Annotated in this window: 18 protein-coding genes and 2 pseudogenes; 8 read left to right on the top strand and 12 right to left on the bottom strand. The window is 71.5% G+C overall.

Annotation, left to right across the window (positions count from 1 at the left end; all coding sequences use genetic code 11):
- The first annotated feature begins 35 nt into the window (after nt 1-35).
- Entirely contained in the window at nt 36-812 is a 777-nt protein-coding gene (locus tag OHA19_RS31480; protein ID WP_405752386.1) for a GntR family transcriptional regulator, read from the top strand.
- A 49-nt stretch (nt 813-861) separates the two neighbouring features.
- Nucleotides 862-2,136, top strand: coding sequence for a type ISP restriction/modification enzyme (locus tag OHA19_RS31475; protein WP_405711155.1), 1,275 nt, complete (start codon nt 862-864; stop codon nt 2,134-2,136).
- A 17-nt stretch (nt 2,137-2,153) separates the two neighbouring features.
- Here the strand turns inward: OHA19_RS31475 and OHA19_RS31470 are convergent, their stop codons facing one another.
- Nucleotides 2,154-2,861: a TetR/AcrR family transcriptional regulator gene (locus OHA19_RS31470; protein ID WP_405711157.1), complete on the bottom strand. Its 708-nt coding sequence runs from the start codon at nt 2,859-2,861 to the stop codon at nt 2,154-2,156.
- Nucleotides 2,862-2,925: 64 nt separating this feature from the next.
- On the opposite strand from OHA19_RS31470, the gene OHA19_RS31465 reads away from it, so the two are divergent.
- Nucleotides 2,926-3,903 carry an ATP-binding cassette domain-containing protein gene (locus tag OHA19_RS31465; RefSeq protein ID WP_405711159.1) on the top strand — a complete coding sequence of 326 codons (978 nt, stop codon included), beginning with the start codon at nt 2,926-2,928 and terminating at the stop codon, nt 3,901-3,903.
- Between the two features lie 71 nt (nt 3,904-3,974).
- Nucleotides 3,975-4,727: an ABC transporter permease gene (locus OHA19_RS31460; RefSeq protein ID WP_405721303.1), complete on the top strand. Its 753-nt coding sequence runs from the start codon at nt 3,975-3,977 to the stop codon at nt 4,725-4,727.
- Nucleotides 4,728-5,090: 363 nt separating this feature from the next.
- Here the strand turns inward: OHA19_RS31460 and OHA19_RS31455 are convergent, their stop codons facing one another.
- Nucleotides 5,091-5,354 carry a hypothetical protein gene (locus OHA19_RS31455; protein ID WP_405711161.1) on the bottom strand — a complete coding sequence of 88 codons (264 nt, stop codon included), beginning with the start codon at nt 5,352-5,354 and terminating at the stop codon, nt 5,091-5,093.
- A gap of 299 nt (nt 5,355-5,653) precedes the next feature.
- Nucleotides 5,654-6,463: an SGNH/GDSL hydrolase family protein gene (locus OHA19_RS31450; protein WP_405711163.1), complete on the bottom strand. Its 810-nt coding sequence runs from the start codon at nt 6,461-6,463 to the stop codon at nt 5,654-5,656.
- A gap of 261 nt (nt 6,464-6,724) precedes the next feature.
- On the opposite strand from OHA19_RS31450, the gene OHA19_RS31445 reads away from it, so the two are divergent.
- On the top strand, nt 6,725-7,819 hold the full coding sequence (locus OHA19_RS31445; RefSeq protein ID WP_405711165.1) for a DUF5925 domain-containing protein: 1,095 nt from the start codon (nt 6,725-6,727) through the stop codon (nt 7,817-7,819).
- A 23-nt stretch (nt 7,820-7,842) separates the two neighbouring features.
- Here OHA19_RS31445 and OHA19_RS31440 read toward each other — a convergent pair whose 3' ends face one another.
- Complete coding sequence (locus OHA19_RS31440) at nt 7,843-8,220, bottom strand: GntR family transcriptional regulator (RefSeq protein ID WP_405711167.1); 378 nt, start codon at nt 8,218-8,220, stop codon at nt 7,843-7,845.
- A gap of 80 nt (nt 8,221-8,300) precedes the next feature.
- Between OHA19_RS31440 and OHA19_RS31435 the strand changes: the two genes are divergently transcribed.
- A complete protein-coding gene (locus OHA19_RS31435; RefSeq protein WP_405711168.1) occupies nt 8,301-9,221 on the top strand; it encodes a GNAT family N-acetyltransferase in 921 nt (306 codons plus the stop codon).
- The gene (locus OHA19_RS31430) at nt 9,202-9,699 is read left to right on the top strand and encodes a DUF402 domain-containing protein (protein WP_405711170.1); all 498 of its coding nucleotides are present in this window, start codon (nt 9,202-9,204) and stop codon (nt 9,697-9,699) included. Before OHA19_RS31435 ends, OHA19_RS31430 begins: the two co-directional genes overlap by 20 nt.
- 136 nt (nt 9,700-9,835) lie before the next feature.
- Here OHA19_RS31430 and OHA19_RS31425 read toward each other — a convergent pair whose 3' ends face one another.
- The 5 genes and pseudogenes from OHA19_RS31425 to OHA19_RS31405 all read right to left on the bottom strand — a co-directional run bounded on the left by OHA19_RS31425 (nt 9,836) and on the right by OHA19_RS31405 (nt 15,022).
- Nucleotides 9,836-11,377, bottom strand: a complete 1,542-nt coding sequence (locus OHA19_RS31425; protein ID WP_405752383.1) for a trifunctional class I SAM-dependent methyltransferase/NUDIX hydrolase/VOC family protein — start codon at nt 11,375-11,377, stop codon at nt 9,836-9,838.
- A 118-nt stretch (nt 11,378-11,495) separates the two neighbouring features.
- The gene (locus OHA19_RS31420) at nt 11,496-12,389 is read right to left on the bottom strand and encodes an esterase/lipase family protein (protein WP_405711173.1); all 894 of its coding nucleotides are present in this window, start codon (nt 12,387-12,389) and stop codon (nt 11,496-11,498) included.
- A gap of 127 nt (nt 12,390-12,516) precedes the next feature.
- A pseudogene (locus tag OHA19_RS31415) lies at nt 12,517-12,845 on the bottom strand (hypothetical protein); the annotation flags it as partial.
- A 28-nt stretch (nt 12,846-12,873) separates the two neighbouring features.
- The gene (locus OHA19_RS31410; protein WP_405711174.1) at nt 12,874-13,995 is read right to left on the bottom strand and encodes an FAD-dependent oxidoreductase; all 1,122 of its coding nucleotides are present in this window, start codon (nt 13,993-13,995) and stop codon (nt 12,874-12,876) included.
- Between the two features lie 55 nt (nt 13,996-14,050).
- Nucleotides 14,051-15,022 (bottom strand): Clp protease N-terminal domain-containing protein, encoded by a 972-nt coding sequence (locus OHA19_RS31405; RefSeq protein ID WP_405752380.1) that lies wholly within the window; start codon nt 15,020-15,022, stop codon nt 14,051-14,053.
- Between the two features lie 68 nt (nt 15,023-15,090).
- Between OHA19_RS31405 and OHA19_RS31400 the strand changes: the two genes are divergently transcribed.
- Nucleotides 15,091-15,450, top strand: a complete 360-nt coding sequence (locus OHA19_RS31400) for an excisionase (RefSeq protein ID WP_405711178.1) — start codon at nt 15,091-15,093, stop codon at nt 15,448-15,450.
- Nucleotides 15,451-15,459: 9 nt separating this feature from the next.
- On the opposite strand, the pseudogene OHA19_RS31395 reads toward OHA19_RS31400, so the two are convergent.
- From OHA19_RS31395 to OHA19_RS31385, 3 genes and pseudogenes are all read right to left on the bottom strand, one after another.
- Nucleotides 15,460-15,549 (bottom strand): annotated as a pseudogene (locus OHA19_RS31395) (IS5/IS1182 family transposase); the annotation flags it as partial.
- 49 nt (nt 15,550-15,598) lie between these two features.
- The gene (locus OHA19_RS31390) at nt 15,599-16,567 is read right to left on the bottom strand and encodes a hypothetical protein (protein WP_405711180.1); all 969 of its coding nucleotides are present in this window, start codon (nt 16,565-16,567) and stop codon (nt 15,599-15,601) included.
- Nucleotides 16,568-16,572: 5 nt separating this feature from the next.
- Nucleotides 16,573-20,088, bottom strand: a complete 3,516-nt coding sequence (locus OHA19_RS31385; RefSeq protein WP_405752378.1) for a DNA polymerase III subunit alpha — start codon at nt 20,086-20,088, stop codon at nt 16,573-16,575.
- Nucleotides 20,089-20,164: the final 76 nt, after the last annotated feature.

The following is a 20,164-nucleotide window of genomic DNA, read 5'->3' as shown; positions in this document are numbered from 1 at the left end:
CCCCGACCCGGCCCGGTCCGAACGAAAGGCCCCAGGTGCCTCAGACGCCCAAGATCTCCCCGGGGCCGGTCTTCGCCCCCGACTCGCTGGTGCTCAACCGCAAGCTGCCGCTGTGGTACCAGGTCTCACAGTCCTTGCGCGCCTCGATACTGGGCCGCGCCAAGGACGCCTCGGCGCGGCTGCCGACCGAGGAACAGCTCGCCGCGCATTACGGCGTCAGCGTCCTGACGATGCGCCAGGCGCTCAAGGAACTGGAGACGGAAGGGCTGATCAGCAGGCACCGGCGGCGCGGCACCTTCATCGAGCCGCGCGCCCGCCGGGTTTCGCCGGTCCGGCTGCTGGGTTCGATCGACGCGATCGTGGCCCAGCAGTCGGGCGAGCGGGCCTCCGTGCTCGGCCACGGCCCGGTCTCCGTGCCGGGGGAGCTCACCGAGTACTTCCCCGACTGCGCCGAGCTGGTCAGCTACCGCCGGCTGCGCCGCGACGGGGACAGCGACGAACCCACCAACTGGGCGGAGAACGTGGTGCGTCCGGAGGTCGCGGCCCGTCTGGACGTCGCCGATCTCGAACGCTGGCCGATGACCAAGGTGCTGCGCGACCGGGTCGGCGTCCGCATCTCGCGCATCACCGACACGGTCGAGGCCCGGCTGGCCGACCCGGCCACCGCCGGACTCCTCCAGGTCCCGCTGCTGAGCCCGATCCTGTTCTACACGGGCGTGACGTACGACGAGAGCGGCCAGGTGGTCGACGTGGCGCAGATCCGCTACCGGGGCGACCGGTTCTCCTTCTCGGTCACCCTGGAAGCGCACTGACCCACCGGTCCCCCGAAGCCCCGGCCCGCACCGCGCGGGCGCGGATACGATGCCCAGGAGGGCGGGCGGACGTGGCGACGGGGAGGACGACACGGTGGCGGCACGGGCGGCGGGCGGCTCCGGTGATGCCGGGGACGTGGAGGCCCCGCTCCTCGACGACCTGATGCCCTGGTCCGTGCGGCCGCTGCGCACCGGACGCCCCTGGGTGATCGCCCCCGACGCCGCCTCCCTCGAGGCGCGCTGGGAGCGGCTGGTGCGGGCCCCGGCCGGCGAACGCGAGCGGCTGTTCCGGGCGACCCGTTCCCGCACCCCGCGGACCCCGGTGGCGGCACTGCCCGGACAGACCACCGGAACCGGCCGGTTCGCCCGCGAGGAGGGGCCCTGCCCGAAGCCGGTACGGATCGCGCACGGCCCGTTCGACGAGCAGTGGCTGCTCCCCGACCACCGCCTGATCGACGCCGCCCGCCCCGAGCTGTGGCGGGTCGCCGACGGGCACCAGCTCTTCGCCGTGGAGCACGGGTACGTGCCCCGGGACACCGGCCCCGCCCTGTCGGTGACGGCGCTGCTGCCGGACGGCCACTCCCCCGCGGGCCGGCCCGGCCGGATCCGGCCGCTCTACCGGCGCCCCGGGGGCCACGAACCCAATCTGGCACCCGGGCTGCTGGCCCTGCTGCGCGCCCGCCACGGGGACTCGGTGACCGCCCGTTCGGTGCTGGCCTGGGTGCTCGCGGCGGCCCGCCACTCCCCCGCCGGGTGCGTGGTGCCGCTGCCCGCCGACACCGCTCGCTGGTCCGCCGGGGTGGAGCTGGGCCGGGAGCTGCTGCGGCTGCAACTGCGAGGGGCCCGCGGCGCGGAGCGCCCGCGGCTGCCCGGCGGGCGGCGGCCCTATGTGCGGGCCGCGGTTCCGCCCGTACCGGCCGGGCTGGAGTACGACGCGGACAGCCAGACGCTCACCGTGGGGACGGGCCGCATCTCGCCGGTGCCGGCCGGGGCGTGGGAGTTCCGGGTGGGCGGGGTCCGGATGCTGGAGCTCTGGTTCGAGCGTCGGTCGGCGGCCGGCGCGGAGGGTGCGGACGGCCTGGAAGCCATACGGCCCCGGGCCTGGCCGCAGGAGTGGACCTCGGAGCTGCTGGAGCTGATCACCCTGCTCGCCCTGCTCGACGGAGTCCGGCCCCGGCAGGAGGGCCTCGCCGACGGTCCGCGGATCACCGCCACCGAGCTCCGGACGATAGGCGTCCTGCCGGTCGCGGCCACGGCCCGGCGGCCCGCGTCGGTGCTCGGCCATCAGGAGGAGGGCCCGGACGGGCAGTTCGCGCTGCTGTGACGGGGCGCCGGGCAGGGCTACCGGTCGAAGGAGCCCAGCACCCGGTTCAGCGCCCGGTCGAAGACCCCGTCCAGATCGATCGGTCCCGGGTCCTCGGCGAACCCCGCCGCCATCCGCGGGTACTGTCCGGTCGCGATCTGGCTGATCAGATAGCCGGTGCGCGCGGCGTTCTCCTGCTCCTCGGACCAGGGCAGCGACCGGCTGCGCTCCGCCGTGGCGATCTCGTTGGCCACATAGGTGGTGACCACTCCGTTGACCATCGCGATGAGTTCCATCTTCTCGCCGAACCGTGCCTCGACCCCGTCCAGGCAGCTGAGCGCGTACTCCAGGTACCGCAGCGCGTTCGGACTGAAGCCGTACACGGGTGACATCAGCCGGGGCACCCAGGTGTGGCGGTGCATCATCGCGCGGGTCTGGTGGGCGAGCGCGACGAGGTCGGCGCGCCAGTCGCCGGACGGCTCGGGGAAGTCGTACCCCCCGCTGACCGCGTCGAGCATCAGCTCGTGCAGGTCCTCCTTGCGCGGCACGTAGTTGTAGAGCGACATCGTGCCGCAACCGACCTCCGCCGCGACCTTGCGCATCGACACCGCGTCGAAGCCCTCCGCATCGGCGATACGGACGGCGGCCGCCGCGATGTCCGCTCGGCTGAACGCGGGCCTGGGGCCCCGGCCCGCACGCTCGGGGCGCGCCCAGATCACTTCGGGTACAGCGGGTCGCCCCACCATCGATCATCACCTCGCCCACCATCGTAGTTACGTACACCGTACGTAGTGCGGTACGGTGGGTCGCATGACGACTACGTACGCTGTACTTAGTGAAGGTCTGGAGAAGCGATACGGCGATGTCCACGCGCTGCGGGGGCTCGACCTCGCGGTCGCCGAGGGCACCGTCTGCGGAATCCTGGGGCCGAACGGTGCGGGCAAGACCACCGCCGTCCGGGTGCTCACCACGTTGACCGCGCCGGACGGCGGCAGCGCCCGGGTGGCCGGCCACGACGTGGTGCGCGAGGCGGGCGCGGTGCGGGCGGCCATCGGGGTCACCGGGCAGGACGCCTCGGTCGACGGCGAGCTGTCCGGCCGGCAGAACCTGCGCCTCTTCGCCAAGCTGCAAGGCTTCCGCGCCCCCGCGGCACGCACCCGCGCCGACGAGCTCCTCGAACGCTTCGAGCTGGCCGAGGCGGCCGACCGCCCGGCCCGCACCTACTCGGGCGGCATGCGCCGCCGCCTCGACCTCGCCGCCAGCCTGCTGACCCGCCCGCGGGTGCTCTTCCTGGACGAGCCGACCACCGGCCTCGACCCGCACAGCCGCAACCAGATCTGGGCGGCGGTCCGGGAGCTGGCAGGCCGGGGCACCACCGTGCTGCTCACCACTCAGTACCTGGAGGAGGCCGATCAGCTGGCCGACGACATCGTGCTGATCGACCGGGGCCGGGCCGCCCACCGCGGCACCCCCGCCGAGCTGAAGTCCCGCATCGGCAGCTACGCCGAGGTGGTCGTCGCCCACGAGTCGGCGCTGGTCCCGGCGGCCGGCGTGCTCGACCAGCTCACCGGCGCCGAACCGGTGCTCGACCACGAGCGGCGGACCGTGGGCGCCGTCGCGAACGACGCCTCGCTCACCCTCCCCCGTATCGTCCGCGAACTCGACGCGGCGGGCGTACCGCTGGTCGACGCGAGCCTGCGCCCGCCGACGCTCGACGAGGTCTTCCTGCGCCTGACCGACCGGGGCGACGTCCGCACCTCCCCGCCACTGAAGGAGACGGCAGCATGAGCAGCACGACGCTGATCCACGAGCGGCCCGCCGCGCCCGCCACGAACACGCCCGTCGCCGACGGCCTGGCCATGCTGGGCCGCCATCTGCAGCGGATCAAGGCGGCCCCGGGCGTGGTGATCCTGACCCAGACCATGCCGATCACCATGCTGCTGTTCTTCGGGTACGTCTTCGGCAGCGCGCTGGCCATGCCCGGCCAGGAGTACCGGGCGTTCCTGGTGCCGGGTCTGCTGGCCGCGACGGCGGCGGGCGGCATCATGACCGGGATGTTCCAGTCCGCGCAGGACTGCCATCGCGGGGTGATGGACCGTCTCCGCACACTGCCGATGAGCCGGCCCGCCGTTCCGTTCGGCCAGACCACCGCCGACCTGCTGACCACGGCCGTCGGCATGGTCCCGCTGATCCTGGTCGGGCTCGCGGTCGGCTGGCGGATCGAGGGCGGCCCGCTCGCCGCCCTGGGCGCCTTCGGGCTGTTGCTGCTGTTCCGCTTCGCCACGTCCTGGGTGGGCTGCTGGCTGGGCCTGCTGATCCGCAACGAGGAGGCGGCCGGACAGCTGGGCAGCACCACCTTCGTCCTGCCGCTGCTGTCGAGCGCGTACATCCCGACCGGCAATCTGCCCGACTGGCTGCGGACGGTCGCGGAGTGGAACCCGATCAGCGCCGTGGCCTCGGCCGTCCGCGACCTGTTCGGCAACGCGTCCCCGGCCGCCGACGCCGCCTGGCCGGTCACCCACCCGGTGGCCGGGACGCTCGCCTGGTCGGTGGTGCTCCTGGCGGTGTTCGTCCCGCTGTCCGTACGGCGTTACGCACGCGGCGGCGAGTGACCTCGTCCGTACGGCGTTACGCGAGCGGCGGCGAGTGACCTCCTCCGCCTTGCGATGCACGGCACCGGACCCCGCTCCCTGATCCGGCCTGATCCAAACGAAAGACCCTGGCTCTCCGGCCATGCGTACGGCCCAGAAGTGATTCGACACCGAAGTGCTTCCAGAAGGTCCCGCCGTCACCCTCCGATGCCCCGCGAACACACTGAAGCGCTGCTGTGGGCCCCGGGGAGACGGGAGGGCGGACAGCAGCGCAGCGCCGGGACGGTGTGGTCGCCCACGGCCCCGAGCGGGGGGCCGGGCGACAGACCCTGGCCGGGGAGCCCGGGCGGAGGACCGGTCGAGCGGTCGTGACGGGCCGTCGGGTCAGCGGCGGCTGCCGAAGAGTGAACGCCTCAGTCGTCGCAGCGGCGCGAAGAGCGAGACCCGCGCACTCTTGCTCCGATGACGGTGGGCGGCATCGCGCGAGGTGAGCTCGCGCATCAGCAGGGTCGCCTCCGCAGCCTCCCGCTGTGACACGGCAGGGCCGCCGAGCACCGCGAGATGGCGGTCGAGGCGCGAACTCGTAGCACCGCTCCCGCATGTGATGGCAGGCACACGCGGCCTGCTCCGCATCGCTATCTGTTCCATGTCACTCCCCACCCGTACGAGGGCACCCGGCCCGGCCAGGTTAACCCTATCGCCCCGCGGCGACACTCGTGTATCCCGGTCACGGGATTCCGCACACACATACAGAGGTTGACACCTCACTCGTGAATCCGCCCGATTTCAGGGCGAGTTGGACAGACCGGAAACGGACGGGGCACTCCGGCCACGGTCCCGCCCACGGACCGAGGCCGTCCCTGCGCCCCGCCGGAAGGAGACCCCGGCGAACAGGGGCCTCCTGCCCGCCGGAAGGCCGAACGGGCCCGGCGCACGAGGCGGTGCTGTCAGGCCGCCGAGTCGAGGGCGGGCAGGTAGCCGCCCGACTGTCCGGCGGCGGTGGGGTGGTAGGACTCACCGATGTTGAGCCAGTTGACGCTGTGCAGCCAGGCACTGCCGGAGCAGATCTCGTGACCGGTGAACCTCCCCGCGACATCGGTGAACGCGAAGCCGTGGTCGGCCGCGCGCTTGGCGGTCATCGAGTTGAGATAGTCGGCCGCGTCGTTGATCGCCGTACGCACCTTGTCGCTCAGACCGACGGCGCAGCTGCCGCCGATCTTGTAGAAGCGCGGGTAACCGAGCACCACGACACGGGCTGACGGCGCCTTGGCCTGGATCGCCGAGTACACCGAGTCGAGGTTGCCGGGCAGGGTGGTCCCGACATAGCTGCGGGCCGTGGCGATCCGGTTGAGGCAGGTGGCCTCCGACTGGAGGACACAGGTGGTCATGACATCGGCGAAGCCCGCGTCATTGCCGCCGATGGAGATCGAGACCAGGTCGGTCGAGGAGTTGAGCGGGCCGAGCTGGTTGGCCCTCACATCACCCGTACGAGCGCCGGAGCAAGCGGCGAAGGAGAACGAGGCCGGCGAGTTGGCGGCGGCCCAGAGCACGGGATACGCCTTGGTGCTGCGCTTGCACTCGCCACTGGCGCTGTCGTAACTGCCGGATCCGACACCCGAGGAGTACGAGTCGCCGAGGGCTACGTAGTCGACGGCATTGACGGAAGGGGCGGCGTCGGCGGTGGCCGCTCCGGTCAGGGCGAGTACGGCACCGAGCAGGAGCGAGGACGAGAGCGCCGAGAGTCTGGACAGTTTCATGGAGCCTCCCTGGGACCGACCGGCGGGATCTCCGCCCGGTCTGCCGAGTACGTGGTAGCAGTACCGGCACCCCCACCGGAAGTGTGCATGCCAACTTGTGTCCATGAATCGAGTGCCCCTGCACGCCCCTTGAGCCCGCGTCGCATCCGTGACCACCAGCGGGATCACGTCGCCCCGGGGCGACGGGCCGTCAGCGGGCGGAGGGAGGAAGACGGTGAAACCCGGGTGCGCCGGGTACCCCCGTGCCGGATCATGGGCGCCATGTCCGCCAACCCTGAGTCCGCTCTGCCGATCCGGCTCAACGTCGACGACAGCGATTCCCCGTCGGACGTGGTCGACGCGCTGTTCCTCGGCCGTTTCGCGACGGGCGAGCAGCCTTACTCGCACAGTTCCTCGCTGGAACGCGTCAAGGCCGGGGCGACGTTGCTGCCCCCGGCCGCCAAGGTGCTGCGCGCCGCCCGCGACGACGACCGCAGTGCCACGCTCGCCGAGGGCGACGGCTGGACGCTGCTCATCTCGCGGTGGAGCCGCGGCGCCGACGTCACGGTCACCGCGACCAGCCCGGAGCTGGCCCGGCAGATCCTCGAACGGGCGACGGACGGCGCCCTGGACGAGCCGGAACCCCAGCCCGAGAACGTGACGATGGGCTTCTGGTACGTCTCCCCGCGCCGCGGCCCGCACCGCACCACCCGGCAGATCGCCGCCGGCACCTGGGACGAGGTCCGCGGCAACTACACGAAGCCGGTGGCCGAGGCCATGGACCGGCTGATGAAGGTCACGCCCGACGACATCGCGGGCCGGCTGCTCCTGCTGCACGGTCCGCCGGGCACCGGCAAGACGTCCGCGCTGCGCACACTCGCGCGCTCCTGGCGGGACTGGTGCCAGGTCGACTGCGTGCTCGACCCCGAGCGGCTCTTCAACGACGTCGGCTATCTGATGGACATCGCGATCGGCGAGGACGAGGGCACGTCCAAGGGCCGTTGGCGGCTGCTGCTGCTGGAGGACTGCGACGAGCTGATCCGGGGCGAGGCCAAGCACACCGCGGGCCAGGCGCTGTCCCGGCTGCTGAACCTCACCGACGGACTGCTCGGGCAGGGCCGCAACGTGCTGGTGGGCGTCACCACCAACGAGGACCTGGAGCGGCTCCATCCGGCCGTGGTCAGGCCCGGCCGCTGCCTCGCCAGGATCGAGGTGGGGTCACTGACCCGGGACGAGGCGGTGTCCTGGCTGGGCACGGAGGAAGGGCTCGGCCGCGAGGGCGCGACGCTGGCCGAGCTGTACGCGCTGCGTCGCGGCAGCGGTCCCGCGTCGGTGCCGAAACAGGACTCCGGAGCGGACGCGGGCCTGTACCTCTGACAGGCCGTCGCCCCGCTCCCGGCTCACTGCGTCCCGTACGCCGACCGCACCGCGTCCCGCACCAGGGACAGCGCCTCGTCCCGGGACAGGCCGAGCCGCCTCGCCTGCTCCGCGTACTCCTGTGCCGCGGCGGCCGCGTGACGGTCCGCCGCGTCACCGGCGGCAGCGATGAACGTGCCGTTGCGGCCACGGGTCTCGATCACTCCGTCGGCCTCCAGCGCGCGGTACGCCTTCGCGACGGTGTTGGCGGCGAGGCCGAGTTCCCCGGCGAAGCCGCGCACCGTGGGAAGTCTGAAACCGACGGGCAGCGCACCGGAGCGGGCCAGTTCGGAGATCTGCGTGCGCAGTTGCTCGTACGGGGCGGTACCGGCGTCCGGATCAAGAGCGATCTTCAGGGTCACGCCCCGATTCTCCCCCACGTCCGCCGCACCACCGGAAATTCAGGCGCGGCCGGTGGCGGCCCACGCGTAACGTCCGGCCCATGACTGTCATCGTTCGTGACTTCCTCCCGACCGACGCGGAGGGCTGGGTACGGGTCCGGCGTGCCGCTCTGCCCTACATGGTGACGACACCCGAATCCGTCATCTCCGAGCTGGCCTCCGCCCATCCCGACAAGCGTTCCCGGCCGCTGGTCGCCGAGGTGGACGGGGAGCTCATCGGCACCGCGCAGGTCGGCATCGTCCACGACAGCCCCGAACCCGGCCAGGGGTTCTGCAACGTGTACACGCATCCGGACCGCACCGGGCTCGGGGCCGGTGCGCTGCTGCTGCGCACGGCCGAGGAGTACCTGGCGCGCGAGGGCGCGACGGCGGTCTACACCTGGGTGCTCGAAACCCCGTCGAACCTGGCCTTCGCCGAGAAGCGCGGCTACACGCCGAGCCGCCCGGCGCACTTCCTCCACCTCGATCTGACGGACGGATCGCTGCCGCCCCGTCAGGAGCTCCCGCCGGGCGTCGAGCTGCGTACCGCCGCGGACTTCGCGGACGACCCGCGCCCGCTCTTCGAGGCCGACGCGGAGACCACCGCCGACGAGCCGAGCGACACCCCGGCTCTGCTGTCCGACTACGAGGACTGGCTGAACCACACGTGGCGGGCCCCCGGGCTCGACCACGAGCTCACCTCGGTCGCGGTGGTGGACGGGGAAGTGGCGGCGTTCAGCGCCGCGCAGACCGACGGCCTGACCCGGTACATGTCCGGGATGACCGGCACCCGCCGGGCGTACCGCAACCGGGGCCTCGCCAAGCTCGCCAAGAACGACTCGCTGCACCGGGCTCGCGCCGCCGGATATACGGACGCGTACACCGGCAACGACGCCGACAACGGGCCGATGCTGGCGGTCAACCGGTGGTTCGGCTACGAGATCTGTGCCACGGAGGTGCGCCATGTCCGCAAGCTCGGCTGAGTCCGCTCTGGTGGTCGCTCTGGTGAAGGCCGGACGAACCAAGATCCGCTACCCGGCGGACGTGGTACGCGACGACGGCACCCGGGTGACGGTGCGCGCGCCGTGGGCGGCGCCGGGGGTCCGCGACTTCGGCTTCGTGCGGTTCGAGCCGGGCGATGTGTTCACCGAGCACTACTGGCGCGACCGCTGGTTCGCCGTGAAGGAGGTCCGCACCGGCGCGGGCGGACTCAAGGGCTGGTACTGCGACATCACCCGTCCCGCCGTGCTGCGGGACGGGGAGCTGCTGGTGGAGGACCTGGACCTGGACCTGTGGGTGTCGGCGGACGGCTCGTCCGTACTGCGGCTGGACGAGGACGAGTTCGAGGAGAGCGGTCTGGCCGCACGCGACCCCGCGGCGGCCGACGCGGCGCTCCGGGCGCTGGACGAGCTGGAGCACCTGGCCCGCACGGAAGGCTTCGCGGCACTGCTGGCGGCCTGACCGGCCGGCGGGGCAGTGGCCCCGGGCGTGCGTGCCGGGCGCCGAGCGGCAGACGGCCGACGGCAGACGGCAGACGGCAGACGGCAGTCCGACGACGGGACGGCCCCGCACGCCAGCCGGGGATTTCGGACAGCCCTCAGTCGCGGCGCTGCGCCCACACGTCGGTGTACGGCTCCGGCTCCGCCGGTGCCGGGCGGGGCTGCCGGACTCCGGCGACCAGCTCCACCTCGTACCCGGCGGCGTCCTCCAGGTAGGCGGCGGTGTGCCCTTCGCCGCCCGCGTGCGGGTAGCGGTCCGGGAAGAGGGGCCGCCAGCCGTGCTCCGGGGCCCTTGCCACCAGTGCGTCGAGGGTGGCCCGGTCGCGGACGTGGAACGCCAGGTGGTTGAGCCCGGGTCGGTGCCGGTCGTGCGGCCCCGGGGCCAGATCGGGTGACTGCTCGACCACGACATAGCCGTCGCCGCGTCGCCAGCTGCGCCCGTGTTCCCAGCGCTGGTAGGGGACATGGCCCAGCTCTCCCAGGAGCCAGCCCCACCCCCGCTCGGCCACCGCCAGATCGGGCACCCAGAGCTCGATGTGGTGCACCCCGCCGGACCGGGCCGCGGGCAGCGGAACGGCGCGGCGGATGCCGTTCGGCTCGTACGCCACGGCGTCGCCGTCCTCGTGCCAGTGGATCAGGAAGTGCTCCCCCGCCCGGTATCCCTCGAACCCCGCCCGGCAGTAGGCGACGGCATCGTCCGGGAGGGCGTCCAGCGGGAACCAGGCCAGCTCGGAGCACTTGTCCGGTTCGCGGTTGTACGGCGGGCGGTCGGGGTCGTACTCCGCCTCGAAGAACCAACCGGTCCGGGGAGCACCGCCGGGGCCCCGGTGCTGCATGACCAGGGCGACCCGCAGCTCGTCCGCGCCGAGTTCGACACCGATCTCCTCGGCCGCCTCACGGATCATCGCCTCGCGGACGTCCTCGCCGTCCTCGACGTGTCCGGACGGGGCGTTGAACAGCCCGTCCGCGTATCCCGTGCCGGCCCGGCGGGCGAGCAGGACCTCGGGGCCGCGGCGGAGGATCAGGTGGACGTCGACGACCTCGGTGTGCCGGTGCGGCGGTTCGGCGCGGGCCACCAGGGCGTAGCGCTCGTCGTCGACCCGCTTGCCCCACAGATCCAGATCGCCGGAGAGCGGCTCGTGGCTGACGCGTTCGGTGAACTCCGAGAGAATTCCGGCCAGTTGCCCGACGGAGAGGCCGACGCCGTTCCAGACGCCTTCGATCAGGATCAGCCGGCCGCCGGGCCGCAGCAGGGTGAACCAGTGGCGCAGCGCCGCCGTCGGGTCGGGCAGCAGCCACACCACATGTCTGACCATGATCACGTCGAACCGCTGATTGCCGACCGGCGGCCGGGCCGCGTCCCCGAGCGAGATCTCGGTGCCCGTCCCGGCGAGCTTGGCCCGCGCCTGCTCCACCATGCGGGGGGAGCGGTCGACGGCGGTGACCCGGTGGCCCTGCCCGGCGACGAGCAAGGCCAGGCTTCCGGTGCCGCACCCCAGGTCGAGCACCTCGGAGCGCTCGGCGGGCAGCCAGCTCTCCAGCCGCCGCGCCCAGGCGTGCCGGACCACCGGGTCGAGCAGTCCGTGGTCGGGTTCCTCGTCGAAGGAGTCGGCCGCGGAGTCCCAGTCGATCGTCGTCATGGGTAGATCGTGCCAGTCGCCGCTGACGGCGGTACGGAGGATCCGCCGACCGGGACCGCCCGGATCCGGCGGTGCGAGGGGTCCGGGACCGCCCGGACCCCTCGCACCGCGGCTTCTGCTACCCGACGGCCGAGGCGCAGGTGGTGGGGGTGGCGTGCGCCGGGTCCAGTGCGTTCGCCACCTCGTGGTAGGCGACCCGGTCGACGGTGCCGATCGCCACGTGTTCGGAGAGGTCCACCGGGCACAGGTCCTGGAGCAGGACGTTGCGCACGTCCGGCCCGTCCAGGAACTGCGTGCGGTACGGGGTCACGACCTCGTCGTACCTGGTCGCGATGACGGTGTAGTGCACTCCGGGCACGGTGTCGGGGACCGAGTTGAGCTTGGTGATGAACGGGGAGCCCGCCACCTGGTCGGCGAGACCGGGGGTGCCGGCGTTCAGCAGGTCCTCGGCTCCCGGGAAGTACGGCAGCAGTTTCGTCAGACCGAGCAGGGTGGTGCCGTGGTTGTCGGGCGCGATCCCGATCAAGGCGTTCACCCTGGCGGCCCCGCCGAGGAACTTCAGGTAGTAGTTCGGCATCATGCCGCCCTGCGAGTGGCCCACGAGGTCGGCCTTGTCCGCGCCGGTGGCGGCGAGCACCTTGTCGACGAACGAGGCGAGCTGTCCGGCCGACTTGTCGACCGGGCCGAGTCCGTTGAAGACCGGCACACCGGGCAGTTGCCCGTAGTCGAGCGAGTAGACGCAGTAGCCCCGGTTGACCAGGTAGGGGGCGAGGACCAGCCAGTTGTCGATCGAGTTCCCGAAGGTTCCGTGGACCAGGACGACGGGGCGGGGATGGGCTGCGGACGGCTTGCAGGAGTAGTCGTTCCAGCCACGTGAGGTGGCCGTGGCGGCGGTGGGGGTGGCTGCAGCGGCAGTGGCCGTGGGGGTGGCGGCTGCGGCGACGGCGAGGAGCAGTGCGGCGAGGGTTCTCCGCGCGCGTGGGGTGCGCGACGCACGTGTCCAGGGCAGCATCGTGTGGTCTCCTTGCGGATCAAGGGAGTTGCGATGTCTGTACACCTGCGGCCCGGACCACAGATCTGACTGCTGATTCATCCGTGTTCCCGTGCCAAATTACGCGCGAGTAGGGCGGCCTGGGAAGTTACGCGTCGGTAAAAAGTGATGATCCACCAGTCGGGCGAGCACGGCGGAGCGATCGGGCCGTGAACCGCCCCGGCATCACGGCCCGTGGGACGAACCTGTCCCGCAGCCGGTCCGCCACCGCCTCGATCCGGCGGGCCCGCCAGGGTCGAACGACAGCTGGTGAGCGGCCCGCTCACGCCCCATCACCCGCTCCGCGCGCAGCGCGATCCCCCGCGCCCGGGCCCGCTGCAGGGCGAACGAGTCATGGATCCGGTACACGGGTGCGATGAGCTCCGCGGAGTGGGCGGTGGATTCCCGGAGCGTACGGCTGCGGGTCGGCGTCGAGTGCCGGTTGCCCGGTCGTATGCGGTTGCCTTCAGCCCGGTTGGAAGAACGCGAGCATTTTCCGGCCGGCGTCGGGCGACGCCAGGATCTCCTGGACGTACGCGGACTGCCGACCGGCGACGCTGGTGCGTTCGAACATCTCGCGTTCGTATTCCTTGACGGCGGCGGGGAGGTCGTCCGGGTGCGCGGCCAGCGCGAGGCCGAGCAGGGCGCCGTCGAGCAGCGCCATGTTGGCGCCCTGCCCCACCGGCGGCATCAGGTGCGCGGCGTCGCCGAGCAGCGTGACGCCTGGCCTCGACGGCCAGGTCAGGCCGACCGGGAGCGTGGTGATCGCCCGTGGCAGGACCGTGTCGTCGCAGGCTGCGATCAGCGCGGTGAACCGTGGGTCCCAGCCGGTGAACAGGTCGATCAGCCGCATCCGGGCGGCGGCCGGGTCGCCGAACGGGATCCCACTGGTGGCGAACCAGTCCTCGGCGGTGTTGTGGAAGCTGAGGCCGATGCGTACGCAGCCGTCGCCGTTGCGCTGTGCCGACAGGGACTGTCCGTTGCCGAGCACCCAGTAGTTGCCGCGCCCAACCATCGCCGCGAGGTCGGGGTGGGTGCGGTCGATGTCGGGGATACCGAGCTCGACGACGTTCTGGCCAGTGTGCGCCGGTCGGGCGTCGGTGAGCAGTGCACGGACCCGGGAGTTCGCGCCGTCGGCGCCGACCAGCAGGTCGTACGTCGCACTGCTGCCGTCGGCGAAGTGCAGCAGACCGTCGTCGGCGGATTCCAACGCGTGCCCCCAGCGCACCACATGTTCGGGCAGAGAGCCCAGCAGCAGGTCGCGCAAATCGGCACGGTCGACCTCGGGTCGCTCCAGCGGGGCGTCGTCGGGCGTGTCCTCCTGCAGCAGCAGGGTGCCGTCCGGCTCGAGAAGACGCAGGTCCTGGCCTGCACGGCGGGCGATCGCGTGGAACTCATCGATCAGGCCGGCCTCGCGCATCGCCTGCTGCCCGGTCCCGGAGTGCAGATCGAGCATGCCGCCCTGACCGCGCGCGCCGCGTGACGGTTCACGTTCGTACACGACGGCGTCGATGCCGTTCACGTGCAGCACACGGGCAAGGGCCAGGCCGCCCAGGCCTGCTCCGACGATGGCGATGGTTGCGCTCACCGGGCCCGCGTCCTCGCCTGTCCACCGACCGGGTCCGGCCCGCTGATCAGCCGGTTCACCGGCGGAGCCGGGGTGCGAGCACCGTGCGCACGGCCTTGGCCACGTTGCTCGCGGCGGATCCGTCCTCGTCATCGGGTTCCGGTTCCAGCATGCGCTGGATCTGCTGCAGCAGCTGATTGGTCGACCGCCAGAGCGGGACGAACATGCCGGCGACCGGTCCGACGCCCTGGATCGGGCCGTCGGACAGTTCGGTGACCTTCTTGGCGATCGTGACCGTTGCCGGATCCCGCAGGATCAGGTGCACCTCGTCGTCGACCAGCCGGATTTCCATCTTGCGCGCGGCGGCTTCCTCCGGGTTCGCGTCCGTGGTCGTCTCCGGATCCAGTTCGTCGATCTTGGCGGCGACCGCGTCCGGGTCGACCCCGAGTTCGCGCAGCACCCTGGCCGCCATGCTGTTCTCCGCCCGCAGCATCGCCTCAAGCAGGTGATGGCTGCCGACCGGTGCGCCACCGGCCAGCGCGCTGGCGGTGGAGACGGTGTCCTCGGTGGCAGGCGTGCCGGCCGGCCATGGGCCGGCCGCGACGTCCTGTGATCCCTCCACCGATGCCAGCACCGCGGCACGGACCTTGCTGATCGGATTGATCCGCTCGGCAAGCACCTTCGCGCCGACGCCCTCACCCTCCCTGACCAGGGCGAGCAGGATGTGTTCCGTACCGATGTCGTTGTGGTGCAGCTGCTGCGCCTCGCGCAGGGCCAGCTCCAGCGTCTTCTTCGCGCGCGGCGCGAACGGGATATGGCCGCTCAGCTCCTTTGTGCCGGGCTTGACCACCGCGGCGATATCGGCCTGCGCCGTCTCCTTGTCGTACCCGAGCTCGTACAGAACCTTCACCGCCATGCCGTCCGGCACGTCGAGCAGCCCCAACAGGATGTGCTCCGTGCCGATGTGGTTGTGCTTCAGCAGCCTCGCCTGCTCCTGGGCCCTGACGACCACCTGGCGGGCTTTCACCGTGAACCTTTCAAATGTCATGGTTCCATGGTGCCAACCCTGTCAATACAGTGTTATTGACAGGGTCACCATGCTGAAGGGAGGGTCTGATGGAGACACCGTCGGACTGGGAGGACCGGCTCGCGCGCTGGCAGAATGAGCTGGAGCTGTTCGAGCAGCTGGACGAGACACCCTGGGTCACACTGGCCAGGGCGGAAGCCGAGACCGGCGTTTCCCGCTCGGCTCTGCGGTCCTGGTACCGCAACGGCGAGATCCGGTCGAAGCTGGTGGACGGCCCGAACGGGCCGCAGCGCCTGGTCCAGCTGGACGCGGTGATCGAGCGCGCCGCCGCGTCACCGCGCATTCAGCGCAGGGCGGAACGAGAAGTCAGCCTGGAAGCCCAGGTCACCTTGCTACGGCACCGGGTCGACCAGCTCGAGCTGCGGCTGGCCGCGCTGGAGCGAAAGTGACTGCTCGCGGCGACGGTCACCCTCGCGGGTGACCATGGGCATGGTGACCCGCTCGACCGGGGCGTGAGGCAGGTCGAGTGCGGCAGGACAGGGAGCCAACAGGGCTCCTGTTCAGGCGAGTTGAGACTCGAAGGCAGCTGTGGCGCTGTCACCGTCGGACGAGGGTCGCCGGCCCCACCGAGCCAGGCCATCTTGCGGCAATACGGTCGAGGACCGGTTCGAGTCGACGGGCGCTTTCCGTCTGCCGATCGAAGGTGAGCTGCTGGCTGGAGAGCCGAACGGTTGCCAGGTCCTCGACTCTCAGGGAAAGGGCTGTTACCCGTGCCCGCTGAAGTCCCAAGGCATCGTGCAGCGCTTGTGCGGTGCCCGCCAGTACCGGAGTGTGAGCCGTGGGTTCTGGAAGCACTCGTCTCCGGGTGGTCGTGGACCGATCCGCGTAATGAACTGTGAGTGCAAGCGCGCGGGCCACCTGGCCGTCCGTTCTCAATTTCCTCCCGATATCAACGGCAAGTCCGAGCAGTGCGCCGCGGCGTACGGATCCATCGATCTCATGCCTGCCGAATCGCGTTTCAGCGCTGGCCGACTTGGGCGGAGCGTGCGGCACCACGCGTGTCCGGTCAATACCATGGGCCCGTTCGTGCACAAGACGCCCCATCTTCGCACCCAGGATCCTCTGCAGGGTGGCCTCAGAAACTCCTGCCGCCTTACCGATACTGTCCAACCCGTACTCGCAGAGCACGCGAGCCGTCTTCGGTCCCACTCCGTACAGGGCCGCCACTGGCTTTGGATTCAGGAAGCCGGATATTCCCTGCGGGGTGTCCGTGACACAGCGAACGGCACCAGGCGGTCCGTGATGCCCGGCCATCCTGGCGAGCATGGGATTGGGAGCCACACCGACAGCACAGTCAAGGCCGTACAACGCCAACACGCGCACACGCACGAGTCGCGCAATCCCAACAGCGTCGCAATCGAAATAGCGGACGCTCCCACTCACATCCGCCAATGCGGCGTCGGGAGGAACGGCCTCGACGACCGGAGTGATGTCGCCCAGGACCTGAAGGAGCGTCTCCCACGTTTCCCAAGGCGGTCCCGGCGCCTGGATATAGATAATGGCCATCTCCATCACCCTGCGCTTCCAGGACTGGAATGCCAGAACTTGCCGCCTTCCATGGAGTCACCGCCAGCGGGCCTGAGATCCGCCCATGGATCCATCTCGACGCCGTTGGCCACTTGAATCGTTCGGCCACGCTTTCCCGGCTCAGGGGCAGGGCGCTCCTGGCGCTCCGCCAAACGGTCCGCCACAGCATCGAGCCCTCCGGACCGGCGCAACTCCGCCAGTTCCATCAGATCCCACGCGGCAGAGCCGACAACACTGAGCGAACGCGGCCCACGGCGTTGGACTTTCCCGCGGACCAGCAGCAGCCAGCTGTGAAAGACCGTGTGTGCGCAGTCGGCTTGGCTGTCGGCGAAGAAAGCCAGATCTGTCAGGCCAGTCGCGTCGTCGAGGGTGACGAAGATGATCCGCTGCGGCTCCCGCGCGGTCGCTTCCCCGTACGGGCTTGACTTGGTGCGGTGAAGGACCGGCGGGGTCTGGGTGGCCGCCTTGGCGCCCGCGACCAGCACGGTGTCCCCGTGCCGTGCCTCGCGCAGCCGCTTGGCGGAGACCACGCCGAGCTCCTTCAGGAAGACGTGGTGATCGTCCATCAGGTGGCGGGAGACATCCATGCTCAGGACGCCCAGCTCGGCGCTGAGCCGTTCCGTGTCGTCGAGGTCGGGCAGGCCGATGGAGCCGGTCCGGTGTCCGCCGTCGAGCGGCAGCTGCCCGCCCGGTCCACCGCCGGATCCCGCGCCCCGCTGGGCGCGGTGCAGTTCGGACAGGTGTAGCAGCAGATCGCGGCGGTTGGCGCCGAACGCGTCCAACGCGCCCACCCGGGCCAGCCGTTCGGCGGCCGGCCTGCCCGGCCTGGCGCGCTGCCAGAAGTCGAGCAGCGAGGTGTAGGGCTGTCCGGCCTCGATCCGGGCGACCTCGGCCGCGCCGATGCCGTGAACGTCCGAGAGTGCGAGCCGCACCCCCCAGATGCCCTTCCCTCCCCCACCATCGGACACCAGTTCGATTCGATGGGTGGCCGCCGACCGGTTCACATCCAGTCCCAGTACCGGCACCCCGCGCCGCCGCGCGTCCGCGAGCAGCAGCCGCTTCGGGTACATCCCGGGGTCGTGGGTGAGCAGTCCAGCGTAGAAGGCCGCCGGGTGGTGCGTCTTGAGCCACGCCGACTGGTACGTGGGCACGGCGAAGGCGACCGCGTGCGCCTTGCAGAAGCCGTAGCTGCCGAACGCCTCGATGATCTCCCAGGTCCGGGCGATCGCTTCGGCGCCGTACTTCCTCTCCGCCGCCCGCTGCGCGAACCACACCTTGATCCGGTCCTGCGATCCGGGGTCGGACAGCCCGCGCCGCACCCGGTCGGCCTCGTCCCGGCCGCAGCCGGTCATGATGTCGACCATCTCGATGATCTGCTCGTGGAAGACGACCACTCCGTACGTCTCGCGCAGCGGTCCCTCCAGATCGGGGTGCGGGTAGCGTGCGGGGGCCCGGCCGTGCCTGGCCTCGATGAACGGCCGCACCATGTCGGCGGCGACCGGCCCGGGGCGGAACAGCGAGATGTCGACCACCAGGTCGTGGAAGCCGGCCGGCCGGAGCCTGCCGACCAGGTCGCGCTGGCCCGGCGACTCGATCTGGAAGCAGCCCAGCGTCTCGGCGCTCCTGATCAACCGGTACGTCTCCGGGTCGTCCGGCTCCACGGCGTCCAGGTCCACGGCCCGCCCCGAGGCCCGCCCGATCTCCGCGACCGCGTGCGCCATCGCCGACTGCATCCGCACACCCAGCACATCGAGCTTGAGCAGCCCCAGGTCCTCCACGTCCTCCTTGTCGAACTGCACCATCGGGAAGCCGTCGCCGCTGGTGGGCACGACCGGCGTACGGCGCAGCAGCGTGGCGTCCGAGAGGAGGACCCCGCACGGGTGCATGGCGATGCCGCGCGGCAGTCCGTCCAGCGCCTCCACCAGCTCCCAGAGCCGTCCGTACCGGTCCTTCTCCCGTGCCACTTCGCGCAGTTCGGGCAGTTCCTCCATGGCCGCGCGGGCGTCGCGGGCCCGGATGTGCGGGAAGGCCTTGGCGAGCCGGTCGGTCTCGGCCGGGTCCATGGAGAGCGCGGCACCCACGTCCCGGACGGCGTGGCGCACCCGGTAGGTCTCGGGCATGGCGACGGTCGCGACCCGCTCGGCGCCGAAGCGCCCGATGATCGCGCGGTAGACGTCGAGCCTGCGGGCGGACTCCACGTCGATGTCGATGTCGGGCAGCACGAAGCGGCGCCTGGACAGGAAGCGCTCCATCAGCAGCCCGTGCTCGACCGGGTCGGCGTGCGCGATCCCGAGGAGATGGTTGACCAGGGATCCCGCCCCGGAGCCCCGGGCGGCGACCCGCACCTTCATCTCCCTCACGTCGTCCACCACTTGAGCGACCGTCAGGAAGTAGGAAGCGAAGCTGTGGTGGGCGATGATGTCCAGCTCCTGGTGCATCCGCTCCCAGTAGTCGCGCCTGCGGTCGTAGCCGCGCAGCACCATGCCGGCGGCTGCGCGGGAGGCCAGCACCCGCTGGGCGGTGCGCCGCCCGGCGCCGACGAGTTCCGGTTCGGGGAAGTGGACGGAGCCGAGACCGAGGTCGCCCTCGGGATCGACGACACAGGCGTCGGCGGTGCGCCGGGTCTCCGCGAGCAGCCGCGCCCCGGCGTCCTTGCCGAGACCGGCGGCGGAGGCGATCCGCCCGGCGGTCTCCGCCATCGCGCGGGCGTCCTTCAGCCAGCGTTCCCCGCTGTCGAGCGGGGCACGGCGAGGGTCCACGGGGACCAGCCGGCGGGCCGCGTCGAGTACATCGGCGACCGGGCCCTGTCCGGCGTCGGCGTACCGGACGGCGTTGGTCAGCACGGCCCGCACCCCCTGCTCGGCGGCGAGGCCGACGGTACGGGCGGCGAGCCGCAGCGAACCGGGCCCGGCGCCTTCGCGCCCGTGGTGGACGGCTTCGAGGCGCAGGTCGTCGCCGTAGATCTCCCGCCAGCCGGCGAGCAGCGCGGCGGCCCGGTCCGGGCGGCCTGCGGCCAGCGCCCTGCCGACGTCGGAGGCGGGGCCGAGCAGCACGGTGAGCCCTTCGGCGGGCAGCTCGGCCCGGCCGACCAGGGGCTGTCCGGCGCCGTCGGGCGCGGGGGCGTGGGCGGCGGTGACGAGACGGCACAGTTCCGCCCAGCCCCGGGCGCCGTCCCGGGCGAGGAAGGTGACCCGGGGTGCGGATTCGTCGATGAAGGCGCCGCCGCGGACCGGGGTCCGCGGCCGCTGTGCGGACCCGCCCTCTCCCGTATGCTCCGCCGTCGCGGTCCCCACCGCGAGCTCCACCCCGAAGAGCGGCCGTATCCCGGCTTTTCCGCAGGCCTTGGCGAAGCGGACCGTGCCCGCGAGGGTGTCGCGATCGGTCAGCGCCAGCGCGTCCATTCCCCGCTGGGCGGCACGCTCCACCAGCCGTTCCGGGTGCGATGCCCCGTACCGCAGGGAGAACCCGGAAACGGTATGCAGATGCGTGAACCCGGGCATCTGCACCTCCTGGACCGATCCGTACTCACCCCCCTTGTCTCCACCATAGACCAAGTTTCGAACATTCGTGCGATAG

The organism is Streptomyces sp. NBC_00012 (genome assembly GCF_045040875.1).
Taxonomy (GTDB): Bacteria; Actinomycetota; Actinomycetes; order Streptomycetales; family Streptomycetaceae; genus Streptomyces.
This window is presented reverse-complemented; position numbering and strand designations above follow the sequence as displayed.